Here is a 15,256-nt window from a genome sequence, read left to right as displayed (position 1 = left end):
AAGCTGGAGGCAATTGAATTTTTTCTCAAATAAAAATAAGTTTTTATCCGCGTCTTCGCGAAAGCAAATCTGTTTTATCTGGGTACTTATTTTAGAAGTTAAACTGTACCTGCATTCTAAGAACATTTCCTTGCTGTCTGTTTACGGGCAAGACGCTGTCTTCAAAAGTTCGGTCTGCTACTACATATTCCGCTGTTAGTTCTAAGGCTTTAATTGGCTGCCATTCTACACCAAATTCAAAATCTCTTACTACGTAACTTCTAGCATCTTTTTCGTATTTTTTTCCTCCGTCGTAATATTGGAATTTAGCGAAAGGATAAATATGCTGTTTTTTAATATCCCATTTATAGTTTAACAAAACATAACCTCCATTTAAATCGGTTTGGTCAATTGTATTGGTAAGCGTGTTATATCGAGGTCCAGTTCCAATGTTGTATTCGGTCTGGATTCCGAACGGTCTTGGATATAAAACGAAAGTCGCTCCAACACGTTGATCTTTTACATATTGAGGATCGTTAACTGTAACTCCTGGCGAAACTTCTCCTGTAAAAGCCCATTTACCGGTGTAAGCCTGAATTCCAGGTTCTATAATCTGGCTTCCAATAACAAAAGGATAAGTTACTCTAGCCACCACATTTAAGTCTCTGTTTCCATCTAATTTATTTGCGATTTGACCATTGTAAACTCCTAAAGCAAAAACACCAAAATCTCCAGAACCTTTGTAACCATCTCTAACCAGCATTTCAAAACGCTTTCTGATTTCGGCTGGAGCCCAATAAAAGAATATTCCTAAATCACGTTCATTTAAGATTGAAGAGTTGATTCCATCTGCACGATCTAGAGTTAAACGCTGTGAACTTGACTGCATATTCTCAAATCCGTACGGTATTTTACTTTGTCCAACACGCACACGATATTCTCTTTTTTTATCAAAAGAAAGATCAAAATACAAATCACGAATCTGTACAAAATTATTAATTCCACTAGAAGGCGAACTTGCAAAATCGGGCTGAAAATAGAAAAATACATTTGGATGAACTTGACCAGAAAATACTAAACGGGCACGGCGAATAAAAAGTCCGTTGTTTGCTTTTGCATCTGGAGCTGTCGAAGTGGTTCCCCAAGATCTATCACATTGTTCGCAAGATACTTTATCGTTTGTAGAAAGCAAGCCATTGTATCTAATTTGTGCGTAACCTCTTAAGGAGATTCTATCGTACCAATGTTCTTCAACTCCTCCTCCAGATTTTGTCTCTGGAAGTTTAGCTTTATTTATAGAATCTAAAATACGCATTACTTCGTTTTTTACATCCTGTTTATTTAATTCTTGCTTATTAGTTTCCTGTGCATTTGCAGCACAAGCCAACAGTAATAAAACGGCTAAAAGTTTTCTTTTTATCATTAGTTCTGTAATTCCCTTAATTTCAGGATGCAAAGATGGAGCACCTATGTTAAGAAATCATTAACCAGATGTTACTATAATAAAAATTTAATGTTATGACCTAAATCAGTATGTTTATTTATTGTTAAACACCTTTGTTTTAGGGCTTTCAGCAAAACCGACGTTACGATTTTTTAACGTCGATTTTTGATGCTTTATTTGCTTTTTCGAGCGTAAAAGAGAATTCAGAACCAATTCCGAACTCACTTTCTACATAAACTTTCTCTTTATGCGCTTCAATAATATGCTTTACAATTGCCAAACCTAAACCAGAACCACCTTCCGATCTTGTTCCGCTTTTATCCACTCGGTAAAAACGCTCAAAAAGCCTCGGAATGTTTTGTTTTTCAACACCTTCTCCGTTATCACTAATACGTATAAGGACTTTTTTCTTGGTTAAATTAACTACGCCAACTTCTGTCAGACCGCCTTCTTTTCCGTACTTAATAGAATTTACAATCAGATTTTCCAGCACTTGCTGTATTCTGTCCTGATCTCCTCTAATTATTACCGATTGTATATTTTTACTTTCAAAAGCCAATTTAATTTTCTTTTTATCAGCTTTCATTTCAAGCAATTCAAAGACATTCTGAATTAATTCGACAACATCAAAATCGGTCATATTCAAATCTAAATCGCCCGATTCTAATTTGGTAATCATATCCAAATCTTCTACTATATAGATAAGACGCTCCACTCCTTTTTCGGCGCGTTTTAAATATTTCTTTCTAATATTTTTATCATCCATTGCTCCGTCAAGTAAAGTTGAGACGTAGCCTTGAACGGTAAATAAAGGGGTTTTTAGTTCGTGCGAAACGTTTCCTAAAAACTCTCTTCTATATTGCTCGCGGATTTCGAGCATTTCGATTTCAAGCTTTTTATCGGTCGCGAACTTTTTCACTTCACGCGAAAGCGTTTCCATATCGGTATTAATCGGCTGATTGATTAATGTTGTTGATTCTAATAGCGAAACCTCATCGTAAATTTTCTTCACTCTTCGGTAAATAAAGCGTTCTACACGATATTGCAAAACCAGAAAAGAGAAAATATAGATTACAATAATGAAAATTATTCCAAACGCAACTTGGTGTTTTAATTGATTTTTATAAAATAATGACATTAACATCAGTACAAATGCTGTTGTAAAGAGACTGATGTACAATGCCGATTTTATGGCGAATTTGTATGTTTTTTTAAAATTAATCTTCATTGGAAAAATTGAACCATTAAGGAATTAAGAAAAATTAAGTTTTGTTTTTAAGTTATTTTCTTTTGAATAAATCCAAAAACAAAAAAGGAATAACTCAAAAACCATATAAGAAAATGAAGATTGTACAGCTTCAATTCTTATATGGTTTAAATGTATTGAATATTTTTAAAAGAATTTGAATGGGCTTAAATCTTTACCAAAATTCTAAAATCACTTAGCAACTTAGTATCTTAGAACCTTAGCATCTTAAAATCTAAACTTCAAATTTATAGCCTACACCTTTTATAGTTTTAAAAAGATCTTCGCCTATTTTTTCGCGCAGCTTTCTGATGTGAACGTCGATTGTTCTTCCTCCAACTACAACTTCATTACCCCACACTTTATCTAGGATTTCGTCTCTTTTAAAAACTTTCCCTGGTTTTGAAGCCAATAGATAAAATAATTCGAATTCTTTTCTTGGCAAAGCAATTTCTACATTGCCTTTTATGATTTTGTATTCTTCACGATTAATCTCGATTCCGCCTACATTTAAAGTATCTGTAACAACTTCTTGTTCTTTTAACCTTCTTAACAGCGCCTTTACTTTTGAGACCAATAATTTTGGTTTAATTGGCTTAGTAATATAGTCATCGGCACCTGCATCAAAACCAGCTACTTGAGAATAATCTTCGCTTCTTGCTGTAAGAAATGTTATGATAACATTATTTAATTCAGGAATTTTTCTAATATGCTCGCAAGCCTCCATTCCGTCCATTTCTGCCATCATCACGTCCATAATGATTAATTCTGGCAGCTCTTTCTGTGCTTTTGCTATAGCATCTTTTCCATTAGAAGCTGTAACAATCTGATAGCCTTCCTGAGCAAGGTTATAGCCAACGATTTCTAAGATATCTGGTTCGTCGTCAACTAATAAAATCTTAGTTTGTGTTTTTTTCATAAATAGCAAAAATTGAGATTTTTATATCGAAACTTCTTCATTAAACATTCGATATTTCTTATTTCACAGGGTAAATATACTAACAAAAGAACCTTTAAAAAATGGTGTTAACCGTAATTTAATCTCGTAACAATTTGATAATCTTAACAACACAAAAACATAACAAGTCGGTAACATGGACTTCACAGAGCGGTTCTTTCTTTGCACAAAAATAATAAGACACAAACACAACACTGAAAAAAAATGAAATTCAATTTAAGATTTCTCTTTATTGCATTATTTATCTGTACGATTTCGATCGCGCAAAACAAAGGTACGATTTCTGGAGTTCTGACTGACAAAGATATGAACAACGCATCGTTACCATTTGCTAATGTTTTAGTTAAAGGTACAAATATTAGCGTAAATACGGACGTAGATGGAAAATATTCCTTAAGCGTAAATCCTGGAAATTATACTTTAATTTTTAGTTTTTTAGGATATGAATCTGTAGAAGCTCCTGTAGCTGTAAAAGCAAACGAAACTGTAACGGTTAATCAAGGGCTTTCATCAGGAAGTTATACTCTTAAAGATGTAGTGGTTCAAGCTTCAACTGGAAGCAAACAAAAAGAATCTGCTTTACTTTTGGAACAAAAAAATGCTGTAGATATTAAACAATCTATTGGTGCGCAAGAACTTTCTAGAAAAGGAGTTAGCGATGTTGCAGCTGCAGTTTCTAAAACTACTGGTATTACAAAACAGGAAGGTTCTGGAAATATTTTCGTAAGAGGTTTAGGTGACCGTTACAACTCTACAACAATGAACGGATTACCAATTCCGTCAAACGATCCTGAAAAGAAAAACATCAATCTTGAAATTTTCTCTACTGATATCTTAGAATATGTTTCTATTGACAAAGTTTACAGCAGTAAATTATACGGAGATTTTGCTGGAGGAAACGTAGATATCATTTCTAAAGATTACAAAGGAAACGGATATTTTAAAATCGAAATGGGTTCTAATGTAAACACAAATGCATTAGCTGAAAAAGATTTTAAATTACAAAGAGGCATCAACAGCTTCGGATTTGATAATCCTTCAGTTCCAAGCAATCCGCTTACTCAATACAATTACAACACTTTGCAAATGGATGGAAAAAATCCTATTGCTGGTTCGCTAGGAATTTCAGGTGGAAAATCTTTTAATGTTGGTGACGGTGGAAAATTAAGTTTCTTTGCTACAGCTAATTTCAGCAATGAATACAACTCTATTCGTAATGCTACTGCAAAAGGTGGTGTAAACGGTGCTGGAGTTGCAAACAAAGATTTCTACTCGTATACTGATATGGGTTACCAAACAAACTCTACAGGTTTATTGAATGTTGGTTATAAAATTAACTCAGATAACAAAGTAAGTTTTAATACTGTTTACATTAATACTTCTTCTCAATCTAAAGAAGAATATGCTGGATATATTGTCGATCTTGCCAACAACGGAAATGGTTTAATTCGTCGTTTTAACTACGAGAAAAACAGTCTTTGGATTAACCAATTACTTGGAGATCACAAATTAAGCGACAGATCTAAATTAAACTGGGGAGCATCTTACAACATTATTGATGGTTCAATGCCAGATAGAGCACAAAATACTTTTAGAAACGAACCAACTGGTTACGTATTATCTTCTATCTCTAGACCAGATAACCACAGATATTTCCAAAAGTTGAAAGAAGACGAATTAGCAGGTAATATTTCTGTAGATTATAAATTCAACAAAAATTCTGATGACGAATACAAAGGAAAATTCACATTAGGAGCAAGCGGAAGAATTAAAAACAGAAACTTTGAGGCTTCTCAATTTAACTTCTTATCTCAACCAGGTTACACCAACACCATTGTTGACCCGAATAATTTAGATTTGTTTTACAACGAAGCAAACTTAAACAACGGATACTTCAACATTTCTACTTTTAGAGGAAACTCTCAAGTATCAAATGCTTTAGATCCTCAAACTTATGATGGTAAACAAACAATCTTTGGAGGTTACTTAAACACAGAATACAAATTCAATCCAAAATTAACAGCTGTTTTAGGTTTACGTGCAGAATCAATTGTTCAAAATGTAGATTGGAACACTCAATTAGGAGATGTTGGAAGCGATGAGTTAAGCAAAGTAGCATTTTTGCCAAGCTTAACAATGAAATATGAATTGAACGAAAAACAAAATTTACGTTTAGGTTTCAGTAAAACATATACATTGCCTCAATTTAAAGAAAGAGCATTATTTGTTTACGAAGAAGTATTACAAGTAAAAGTGGGTAACCCTTACTTATACGAATCTGATGATTACAATTTAGATCTTAAATGGGAAATGTTCCCAACTAGTGACGAGTTAATTTCATTCACTGCTTTTGGAAAGTACATTCTTAACCCAATGAACGAAGTTACTATTGCTTCTTCTTCTAATGATATCTCTTACATTAACACAGGAGATTACGGATATGTAGCTGGAGCTGAAGTAGAATACCGTAAAATGCTTTTCAATTTTGACGAAGTAAATGCAAAAAAATTATCTGCTGGTATTAACGCATCTTACTTACATACAAGTCAAGAGTTAAACGCAGACAAAGTTGATAGAGAAACAGATTACCAAGTTGTATTTACAAACTCTAAAAGCCAATTTACAGGAGCTTCAGATTTACTGTTAAACGCTGACCTTTCTTACTTAGCAGAATGGGAAAATGATAGAAGTTTAAACACAACCGTTGCTTATACTTATTTCTCAGATCGTATCAACGCAATAGGAACAAACGGAAGAGGAGACTTAGTTGACAAAGCTTTTGGTTCATTAGATTTTATTGCTAAATCTAAATTAAACAAAAACTTAGGATTAGATTTCGTAGTAAAAAACATTCTTGATCCAAAAATCAACAGAGTACAAGAAAATGCTTCTGGAGATGTAAATGTATTATCATACAAAAAAGGATTAGGATTAAGCTTCAAACTTAATTACACATTCTAATCTAATACAAGAAACAATTATAGACAAAGAGGTCAGTTTAACAACTGGCCTCTTTTTATTTCTATTATATAAAAACGCGCAGGTTCTAGGGCTCGTAAAAGCAGTTTATTTTCAGTTTACAAACCTAACATTTACTTAATATTAAATACGGTTTTTGTTAAACTAACAATCACGGTTTCTTAACATCTAAAAAAGATTTCTATTCCATCTTTGCCTCAAGAAATTAAACACAAAAATTACAACACAATTATGAAAAACTCAATTGTAAAATTAATTGGAATTGTCACTTTATCTGCAGGTTTAATGACAAGCTGCTCTAGTGATGACAACAACAAACCATCATCTTCATTTGTTGTTAACGCAAATGATTTTAAAGGAACAATTACTGACGGAGAAGTAGTTCTTGATGCAGGAACAACTTACAAACTAACAGGAAAAATTCAAGTTAACTCTGGCGCTACTCTTACTATTCCTGCTGGAACAGTAATTCAAGGAGTTGGAGGTACATCTGCTTATATCGCAATCGCACAAGGAGGTAAAATCAACGTAAACGGAACTGCTGCAAAACCTGTTATCATGACATCTGGTTTAGCTACTAAAGCTCCTGGAGACTGGGGTGGATTAGTAATCTGTGGAAAAGCTCCAATCAACCGTACATCTGGTGGTACAGGAACTGCTCAATCTGAAGTTGCTGACTTAACTTACGGTGGAACTGTTGCTAACGATAACTCTGGAGTTATTAAATTCTTAAGAATCGAGTACGCTGGTGCTGCATTTAACACTGAAAAAGAATTCAACGCACTTTCTTTCTTCGGAGTTGGTTCAGGTACAGTTGTTGAAAACGTACAAGCTTTCCACGGTTCTGATGACGGATTCGAATTCTTCGGTGGAACTGTAAATACTTCTAACTTAGTTGCTATTGGTAACGAAGATGATCAATTTGACTGGACTGAAGGATGGTCTGGAACTAACACTAACTGGTATGGTAAATTAGCTTTCGGAAAAGGAAACAGAGGAATTGAAGCTGATAACTTCGAATTAGGATATGCTAATACTCCAATCGCTAACCCAACAATCACTAACATGACTCTTGTTGGACCTGGAAGTGCTGCAGATGCAACTGTTTACACTGAAAACCAAGGTATCAAATTCAGAAGAGGAACTAAAGGTCAAGTTTCTAACGTAGTTTTAAGCGGATGGAAAACTGGTATCGATGTTGAAAACGATGAAACTATCGCTTTCGTACCATCAGCTTTAAAAGTTTCAAACGTACTTTACGTTGCTGATGTACCTACAAAAACTAAAGGAAAGAAAACAGACGGAAGTTCTGCTGACGTAGCTGCTGTATCAGTAGAATCTGCTACTGCAACTGGAGCTGGAGCTGGTGTTGCTCAACCAACATGGGCTGCTGGATGGACAGTAGGTTTCTAATTACTTCGAAAACATAATGTTAAAAACATCCTAATTCTTTAGGATGTTTTTTTTTGGCGTACTTTTTGTAATTTTTTTTGTATATTTACATTAATCAAATACACGCGATGGCAAAAAACTACTTTTATATTACTTTCTTATTGGCATTTTTCTTCACTGTAAGCGTTTCGGCTCAGGACAGCAAGCAATTACCAAAAACTCAAGAATCTACTTCTATCGAGGGTCTTAGCTTGTATCCTAATCCAGTTACAAACGGAAAAGTCTATATCTCATCTAAAAACGATTTAGAGAAAGAAATTATTGTGTTTGACATTTTAGGCAAAAAAGTATTGCAAGCGCATTTAGTATCAAGAGAGCTAAGTGTTTCAGAATTACCGCCAGGTGTTTATATCATCAAAATAAGCGAACAAAATGCATCGGCAACCCGAAAACTCATTATAAGATAAGCTCCTTTGGAGCTTTTTTTAGTTTTCAGTCTCAGTGGCAGTTTTCAGTTTACATACTTTGCTGAAAACTGTGACTGAATACTGCAACTGAACACTAAAAAACAATATCTTTGCAAAAAAAAGTTTTGATCACAGCCAACGATATCTTTACCATTTCAAGTCAGAAACAATTTGAAAAAATAGCATTAAAAGTGTTTCGTTTTCAGCACGAGAACAACAAAGTTTATCGTGATTTTTGTGATTTTTTAAATGTTAATCCGCAACAAGTAAAATCGCTTCAGCAAATTCCATTTTTACCCATTCAGTTTTTCAAAAGTCATGATGTAGTTTCTAATACAGATCCGACACAAGTAACTTTTACCAGCAGTGGAACAACTGGAATGATTACAAGCAGACATTTAGTGACCGATATTTCCCTATATGAGGAAAGTTACCGCAAAGGATTTTCGCAATTTTACGGAAACATCGAAGATTACGTTGTTTTAGCCCTTTTGCCCTCTTATTTAGAACGTGAAGGCTCTTCTTTAATTTACATGGTAGAAGATTTAATAAAACTCTCTAATCAGCCTGAAAGCGGGTTTTATTTACACAACCACGATGACTTAATCAAAAAACTTCTTGAATTGGACGAAGCCGGCCAAAATGTAATCTTAATTGGGGTGACTTACGCTTTATTAGATTTGATCGAAAAACACCAATTCAACCTTCAAAATACCATTATTATGGAAACTGGAGGAATGAAAGGAAAACGTAAAGAAATGATTCGTGAAGAATTACATGAAATACTTTGTAAAGGTTTCGGCGTTTCTTCTATTCATTCAGAATACGGAATGACCGAGCTTTTAGCGCAAGCCTATTCTTTAGGCGAAGGTGTCTTTGAATGCCCTTCTTGGATGCATATTTTGGTTCGAGATCCCGAAGATGCTCTCACTTACGTGAAAGACGGAAAAACTGGCGGAATCAATGTAATTGATTTAGCCAACATCAATTCCTGTTCTTTTATTGCCACGCAGGATTTAGGCAAAAAAAATCCCAACAACTCTTTTGAAGTATTGGGACGTTTTGATAATTCTGATATTCGCGGCTGTAATTTGATGGTTTTGTAAAAAGGTCTGATCGCTGATTTGTGAAATCGTTTAATCGCAAGAAAAATTAATTCTCCTCTATTACACCGATACTTTCAATCCCTTCTCTTTTTTGAAGCGCTTTTTCTTTTTCACCTTTACTTTCTAAAAGCTTATAAACTCCATAGCAAGCCAAAGCGCCAAAAAGCACAAAAAGTATATTCCATCCTGGATTGCTAAAACTGTCATCGTTTACATTTTCAACACCGCTGATAAGAACGGATAAAAGTCCAACAACAAATCCAGAAACAAGAGTGCCTCCATAATAAGACGCTATTCCAATTCCGAAATAACCCCATTTGTTCTTATCATATTCAAGAGCCAAATTGGTATATCCTTTCCAAATCCAATAAATAAGTAAAATTCCAATCATAATCGTTTTGTTAGTTTTTAGGGAATAAACTTAATAAAAAAAGTTTTATATTTTCATTGTCAGCGAATTAAAATAAAAAATCCCAACATCCTTTCCGAACATTGGGATTTATATATTTAATTTATTAAGATTCTTACAGATCGATTAAACAATTAACCGATTAAAGAGTTAAACGTTTTTAAACAACGCGGATTACAAAATAATTTTTCTTTCCGCTTTGCAACAAAACAAACTGATCGTTAATTAAATCATTTGCTGTTAAAACAAAATCTTCTTTGATTTTTTCTCTATTTACAGAAATTGAGTTTGCTGTCAAAGCACGTCTCGCTTCTCCATTTGATTTAAAGAAACCTGTTTTTTCGTTTAAAACCGTGATGATATCCAATCCGTTTTCTAAATCAGCTTTTGCGATTTCAGCTTGCGGAACTCCATCAAAAACTTCTAAAAAAGTCGCTTCATCCAATTTCTTCAAATCTTCGGCAGTTGAATTTCCGAATAAAATATTTGAAGCCTGAATTGCTTTTTCTAATTCTTCACGATTATGAACAAAAACAGTGATTTCTTCTGCCAATTTCTTTTGTAAAACTCTCAAATGTGGAGCAGCTTTGTGCTCTTCGATTAATCCATCGATAGTTTCTTTATCTAAGAAAGTAAAGATTTTAATGTATTTCTCTGCATCAACATCTGTTGTGTTTACCCAAAATTGGTAGAATTTGTATACAGAAGTTTTATCAGCATCCAACCAAACATTTCCACCTTCAGATTTACCAAATTTAGATCCGTCCGCTTTTGTAATTAGAGGCGTTGTTAAAGCATACGCTTTGGCATTCTCTCCTCCCATTCTGCGCACTAATTCTGTTCCTGTGGTAATATTACCCCATTGGTCAGAACCACCCATTTGCAGAATGCAATTATTGTTTTTATATAAATGATAAAAATCGTAACCTTGAATTAATTGGTATGTAAACTCTGTAAAAGACATTCCCTCACCTTCTCCGCTAAATCTCTTTTTTACAGAATCTTTAGCCATCATATAATTTACAGTGATTCTTTTTCCAACTTCACGTGCAAAATCAATAAAAGAGAATTCTTTCATCCAATCGTAGTTATTCACCATTACTGGCGCATTTGCTTCGGTTGAATTAAAATCCAAGAAACGAGACAAAACACTTTTGATTCCCGCTACATTTTTAGCCAAAGCTACTTCATCAAGCAAGTTTCTTTCATCAGATTTACCAGAAGGGTCACCAATCATTCCTGTTGCTCCACCTACTAAAGCAATCGGTCTGTGACCAAAATTCTTTAAGTGAACCAATAAAATAATCTGAACCATACTTCCGATGTGCAGTGAATCTGCCGTTGGATCAAAACCGATATAGGCAGTGGTTGCTTCTTTTAGCAATTGTTCTTCCGTTCCAGGCATACTATCATGGTATAACCCGCGCCATTTTAATTCTTCAACTAGATTCTTCATTTTTTTAAATAATTTGCGCAAATGTAATCAATGTCAATGGCAATATCAAAAAAGTCTGCCACGAAGACACTAAGGCACAAAGTTTTTTATTTCTACGAATTTTGCGCCTTAACTCTTTGTAGCAAAATTCAAAAAACTATTGATTATTCTTTATATCTTACTTCATCCTTTTGAATTCCGAATATTCCATGTCTTATCATACCAATCCTTAGTGCTGTTTATTCCCAATTCAAAATTATCTTCATCGACATTCAATTCCCAAACAATCTTTTCAAAAGCCAATTTTCCAAATTTCACAAGAGTTGGATACCATTTAGAAGGTACAGAATTATGATTAAATTCCTCAAAAGATTCTAGCTCAAAATCTGCCGGATTACAAAATCTATCGCTTTCGTTTGGTTTAAACATATCCGCCATTTTAAAATTCCCTTCAGATATATACATGTCGTAATGCTTTTTGTTATATATATTTGACGCATCTATATTCTGCAATGAATTACTTTTACTATCAAAACTTATAGCACTAACTTTAGCCGAATGGTCAGTCCAAATACTTGTTGTATAGATTATAAAATTTGGGTGTTCTATCTTCATTCTCCTTATAGCATTTTCAAGCATTTTACTTAGCTCAATTATATAAGTGCTTTGTTTTTCCATAATTTAAACATTGCCAATTTAATAATACAAAGATATTAAAAGAGTTTCCTATAACATTAAAAAATATAATAATAATCTTACTTTTTAGTGACTGCTAAAAAAGTCTGCCACGAAGACACTAAGGCACAAAGTTTTTTATTTTTATAAAATTTAAACAAAGTGTGTGTTAAATGCATATTTAGACACTTTGTTTTCTAAAAAGCAGACCGAAGTACATTAAATAAATCAATTTACGGAAACACGTAAAAAAATATTTTGTTTTTTCCTTAGTTTCGCCTCCCAAAAAAACTACCCATAATGAAAAAAACTTTTTTACTTATTCTTTTTCTTTGTTGCACTTTCATCAATGCACAGGTTACTTTTGAAAAAGGATACTTTATTTCCAACAATGGAAATCGAACAGAATGTTTAATCCGAAACTTAGACTGGAAAGACAACCCAACCGATTTTAGATACAAAATAGATCCAAACGACAAGGACTATGTAAGCGAAACTATTGCAAACGTTTCTGAATTTGGAATTGGAAACAGTATTACCTTCAAAAGAGCAAAAGTAAAGATAGATCGTTCAACTGATGACTTATCTAAAATATCACAAACAGGAAAACCAGTTTGGGAAGAAAGCACTCTTTTTCTTCGTGTTTTAGTTATTGGCGAAGCCTCATTATATTCTTATAGAGAAGCCAATCTTTTCAGATACTTTTATGAAACAAAAGAAGTGCCGCTTGAACAGCTTGTGTACCTTAGATACATTGAAACACAAAATGAAAACGCTAGCAAAAATATTAAGGAGAACACTTATTATAAGCAACAGCTAAACCTAAATGTAAGATCGTCAAACATTACTGATAACGATATTAAAAACTTGTCTTACACAAAATCTGATTTGACGAAATATTTTATAAAATTCAACAATATTTCTCCTGATACGGAAACTAAAAAAACATCAGATGATGGAGAGAAAAACATTTTCCATATTAAAATTACTCCTGGAATAAGCTTAATTTCTTTATCCATGGACAGTAAAAGTCTTCCGTACCGCAATATAAAATTAGACAATAAAACCAATTTTAAAATCGGTCTTGAAGCAGAATATATTCTTCCATTCAACAAAAATAAATGGAGCGTATTTTTAAATCCGACATACCAGAAATACAAAAATCAAAAAAGCTACAGCCTTCCTGGTCTTTTCCCTACATCTCCTTTAGAGGAACATGAAGTAGATGTAGAATACAGCGGAATACAGATTCCGATGGGAATTCGCCACTACCTTTTCTTGAACAAAAATTCAAAATTCTTTATCAACGCAGGATTTACTTTCGATGCAGGAAAAAGTAAAGTGGTCTATGATAAAGATAGAGTTAGTGAAAGTACAGCAGGATCTAATCTAGCCTTTGGTTTTGGATATAATTTTAGAGATAAATTTGGTGTGGAAGCAAGACTAAATACCAAAAAAGATTTAATGAGCGAGTATAGCGATCTTGCCGCAAACTATGGCTCTGTTGATTTTATCTTTTCATACACGATTTTTTAAGCCAATTTTTTTCACGACTTAATAATTAAACAGTTTACAGAAATTAATGATTTCTCTAAACTGTTTTTTATCTAATTTTATCAACAACTCCCTTTGTAACCAAATCTCATTTATACAAAAGTACTATCTTTACAACATGATATTAGTAACTGGAGGAACTGGTTTAGTTGGCGCACATTTATTGCTTCATTTAATAGAAAATGGAGAAAATGTTCGGGCTATTTACAGAAGTCAAAATAAAATTGAAAAAACAAAATCGGTTTTTGATTTTTATAAAAAAGCAGATTTGTTTGAAAAAATCAATTGGCTTGAAGCCGATATTCTAGATGTACCTTCACTCGAAACTGCTTTTATCGATATTAAACAAGTATATCATTGCGCAGCTTTTATTTCGTTTGAACCAAAAGACGAAGAAATCCTTAGAAAAACCAATATCGAAGGAACTGCCAATATGATTAATTTTGCCATTGCCAAAGAAGTAGAAAAATTTTGCTACATCAGTTCGATTGCCGCTTTAGGCGATATTGCTCCTCACGAAACACACATTACCGAAGAAACCGATTGGAATCCCGAGAAACCACACAGCGATTACGCTATTTCTAAATATGGTGCAGAAATGGAAGTTTGGCGAGGGCATCAAGAAGGCTTAAATGTTATTATTGTAAATCCGGGAGTTATTTTAGGACCGCCAAAAATGATGGATATTTTTGACGAAGGCAGTAGTGAAATTTATCGAAAAGTTTCAAAAGGACTTCCATTCTACACACTTGGAAGTACTGGTTTTATTTCTGTCGACGACGTTGCTAAAGTAAGTTTTGAATTGATGAAAAGCGAAATAAAAAACGAACGTTTCACGCTTATCTCAGACAATATTATTTTTAAAGATCTTTTAGACACCGTTTCTGATGCTTTAAAAGTAAAAAGGCCACACATTCATGCAAAGCCTTTTCTAATGAATTTCTTGTGGATTACTGATGGGATATTTTCTACTTTATTCTTTAGAAAAAGAAGCATTACAAAAGCAACAGCAAAAGCTTCGTATTCAAAAAATCTGTACAGTAATGAAAAAATAAAAACCGCTCTAGGAACGGTTTTTACTAATATTCATCAATATATTAAAGACAGCTCTAAACTATAATCGTTTTTTTCTTCTGTCTTGCATTTGCATGTGAGCTCTTTTTATAGAATCGACATTAATCTTAGGAGCTACTTTCTTTACCGAATCTTTTGAAACTTCTGGGGCTTTCTTTTTAGCCTCCTTAGCTGCTTTTTTCTCATCAATTTTAGCTAAAGAATCTGCCGCTCGCTGGTTTACAGAAATCCTTTTGTTCACTTGATCAAACATGTCTTTATAATTCTCATAATCTGAAGCATAATACATGTTGTTTTGAGCAAATTGAAGACTGTCTACTTTGTATTTTTTCAAAATAAATTTCGTCGGATCATTTTCTATAGAATCCAAAGACAACGGTTTCTGATATCTCATTGCTTCCAAAAGAGATAAATCGTACATAATATCAATCATTTTATCTTTCTCAATAAGCTTTGCAGGCTGTTTTACAACATCCTTTTTACAGCTTATAGAAAGAAATATAACCAATATTATTACTATAAAATTCTTCATAGTTGC

13 protein-coding genes are annotated in these 15,256 nt (G+C 33.4%); 6 read left to right on the top strand and 7 right to left on the bottom strand.

What is annotated here, in order from left to right; all coding sequences use genetic code 11:
* Positions 1–91: 91 nt before the first annotated feature.
* From NCC77_RS07435 to NCC77_RS07425, 3 genes are all read right to left on the bottom strand, one after another.
* On the bottom strand, positions 92–1,402 hold the full coding sequence (locus tag NCC77_RS07435; RefSeq protein ID WP_250835001.1) for a porin: 1,311 nt from the start codon (positions 1,400–1,402) through the stop codon (positions 92–94).
* Positions 1,403–1,565: 163 nt separating this feature from the next.
* Positions 1,566–2,651 (bottom strand): sensor histidine kinase, encoded by a 1,086-nt coding sequence (locus tag NCC77_RS07430; RefSeq protein WP_250835000.1) that lies wholly within the window; start codon positions 2,649–2,651, stop codon positions 1,566–1,568.
* A gap of 253 nt (positions 2,652–2,904) precedes the next feature.
* Positions 2,905–3,588: a response regulator transcription factor gene (locus NCC77_RS07425; RefSeq protein ID WP_008465097.1), complete on the bottom strand. Its 684-nt coding sequence runs from the start codon at positions 3,586–3,588 to the stop codon at positions 2,905–2,907.
* Positions 3,589–3,831: 243 nt separating this feature from the next.
* On the opposite strand from NCC77_RS07425, the gene NCC77_RS07420 reads away from it, so the two are divergent.
* The 4 genes from NCC77_RS07420 to NCC77_RS07405 all read left to right on the top strand — a co-directional run bounded on the left by NCC77_RS07420 (position 3,832) and on the right by NCC77_RS07405 (position 9,571).
* Positions 3,832–6,588: a TonB-dependent receptor gene (locus NCC77_RS07420; RefSeq protein WP_250834999.1), complete on the top strand. Its 2,757-nt coding sequence runs from the start codon at positions 3,832–3,834 to the stop codon at positions 6,586–6,588.
* 249 nt (positions 6,589–6,837) lie between these two features.
* Complete coding sequence (locus tag NCC77_RS07415; RefSeq protein ID WP_250834998.1) at positions 6,838–8,019, top strand: hypothetical protein; 1,182 nt, start codon at positions 6,838–6,840, stop codon at positions 8,017–8,019.
* Between the two features lie 107 nt (positions 8,020–8,126).
* Positions 8,127–8,465, top strand: coding sequence for a T9SS type A sorting domain-containing protein (locus NCC77_RS07410; RefSeq protein ID WP_248728456.1), 339 nt, complete (start codon positions 8,127–8,129; stop codon positions 8,463–8,465).
* 125 nt (positions 8,466–8,590) lie between these two features.
* Complete coding sequence (locus tag NCC77_RS07405; RefSeq protein ID WP_250835067.1) at positions 8,591–9,571, top strand: LuxE/PaaK family acyltransferase; 981 nt, start codon at positions 8,591–8,593, stop codon at positions 9,569–9,571.
* A 46-nt stretch (positions 9,572–9,617) separates the two neighbouring features.
* On the opposite strand, the gene NCC77_RS07400 is transcribed toward NCC77_RS07405, so the two are convergent.
* From NCC77_RS07400 to NCC77_RS07390, 3 genes are all read right to left on the bottom strand, one after another.
* Positions 9,618–9,962, bottom strand: a complete 345-nt coding sequence (locus NCC77_RS07400) for a hypothetical protein (RefSeq protein WP_095928277.1) — start codon at positions 9,960–9,962, stop codon at positions 9,618–9,620.
* A gap of 178 nt (positions 9,963–10,140) precedes the next feature.
* The gene (tyrS, locus tag NCC77_RS07395) at positions 10,141–11,436 is read right to left on the bottom strand and encodes a tyrosine--tRNA ligase (protein WP_250834997.1); all 1,296 of its coding nucleotides are present in this window, start codon (positions 11,434–11,436) and stop codon (positions 10,141–10,143) included.
* Between the two features lie 162 nt (positions 11,437–11,598).
* Positions 11,599–12,030 carry a hypothetical protein gene (locus tag NCC77_RS07390; protein ID WP_250834996.1) on the bottom strand — a complete coding sequence of 144 codons (432 nt, stop codon included), beginning with the start codon at positions 12,028–12,030 and terminating at the stop codon, positions 11,599–11,601.
* A 360-nt stretch (positions 12,031–12,390) separates the two neighbouring features.
* Between NCC77_RS07390 and NCC77_RS07385 the strand changes: the two genes are divergently transcribed.
* The gene (locus tag NCC77_RS07385) at positions 12,391–13,626 is read left to right on the top strand and encodes an outer membrane beta-barrel protein (RefSeq protein WP_250834995.1); all 1,236 of its coding nucleotides are present in this window, start codon (positions 12,391–12,393) and stop codon (positions 13,624–13,626) included.
* A 136-nt stretch (positions 13,627–13,762) separates the two neighbouring features.
* A complete protein-coding gene (locus NCC77_RS07380) occupies positions 13,763–14,764 on the top strand; it encodes an NAD-dependent epimerase/dehydratase family protein (RefSeq protein WP_250834994.1) in 1,002 nt (333 codons plus the stop codon).
* On the opposite strand, the gene NCC77_RS07375 is transcribed toward NCC77_RS07380, so the two are convergent.
* Positions 14,759–15,250 carry a DUF4296 domain-containing protein gene (locus tag NCC77_RS07375; RefSeq protein ID WP_250834993.1) on the bottom strand — a complete coding sequence of 164 codons (492 nt, stop codon included), beginning with the start codon at positions 15,248–15,250 and terminating at the stop codon, positions 14,759–14,761. The genes NCC77_RS07380 and NCC77_RS07375 overlap by 6 nt on opposite strands.
* Positions 15,251–15,256: the final 6 nt, after the last annotated feature.

The sequence above is a fragment of the Flavobacterium tyrosinilyticum genome, assembly GCF_023656565.1.
Taxonomy (GTDB): domain Bacteria; phylum Bacteroidota; class Bacteroidia; order Flavobacteriales; family Flavobacteriaceae; genus Flavobacterium; species Flavobacterium tyrosinilyticum.
Note: the sequence above shows the minus strand (reverse complement) of the source record. Positions and strands in the feature narration are given on the sequence as shown.

Excerpts from the sequence above, each read along its gene's own strand:
- tyrS (WP_250834997.1), bottom strand. The coding sequence starts at position 11,436 with ATGAAGAATCTAGTTGAAGAATTAAAATGGCGCGGGTTATACCATGAT.
- NCC77_RS07425 (WP_008465097.1), bottom strand. The coding sequence starts at position 3,588 with ATGAAAAAAACACAAACTAAGATTTTATTAGTTGACGACGAACCAGAT.
- NCC77_RS07415 (WP_250834998.1), top strand. The coding sequence starts at position 6,838 with ATGAAAAACTCAATTGTAAAATTAATTGGAATTGTCACTTTATCTGCA.
- NCC77_RS07400 (WP_095928277.1), bottom strand. The coding sequence starts at position 9,962 with ATGATTGGAATTTTACTTATTTATTGGATTTGGAAAGGATATACCAAT.
- NCC77_RS07410 (WP_248728456.1), top strand. The coding sequence starts at position 8,127 with ATGGCAAAAAACTACTTTTATATTACTTTCTTATTGGCATTTTTCTTC.
- NCC77_RS07380 (WP_250834994.1), top strand. The coding sequence starts at position 13,763 with ATGATATTAGTAACTGGAGGAACTGGTTTAGTTGGCGCACATTTATTG.
- NCC77_RS07435 (WP_250835001.1), bottom strand. The coding sequence starts at position 1,402 with ATGATAAAAAGAAAACTTTTAGCCGTTTTATTACTGTTGGCTTGTGCT.
- NCC77_RS07430 (WP_250835000.1), bottom strand. The coding sequence starts at position 2,651 with ATGAAGATTAATTTTAAAAAAACATACAAATTCGCCATAAAATCGGCA.
- NCC77_RS07420 (WP_250834999.1), top strand. The coding sequence starts at position 3,832 with ATGAAATTCAATTTAAGATTTCTCTTTATTGCATTATTTATCTGTACG.
- NCC77_RS07375 (WP_250834993.1), bottom strand. The coding sequence starts at position 15,250 with ATGAAGAATTTTATAGTAATAATATTGGTTATATTTCTTTCTATAAGC.
- NCC77_RS07385 (WP_250834995.1), top strand. The coding sequence starts at position 12,391 with ATGAAAAAAACTTTTTTACTTATTCTTTTTCTTTGTTGCACTTTCATC.
- NCC77_RS07390 (WP_250834996.1), bottom strand. The coding sequence starts at position 12,030 with ATGAAGATAGAACACCCAAATTTTATAATCTATACAACAAGTATTTGG.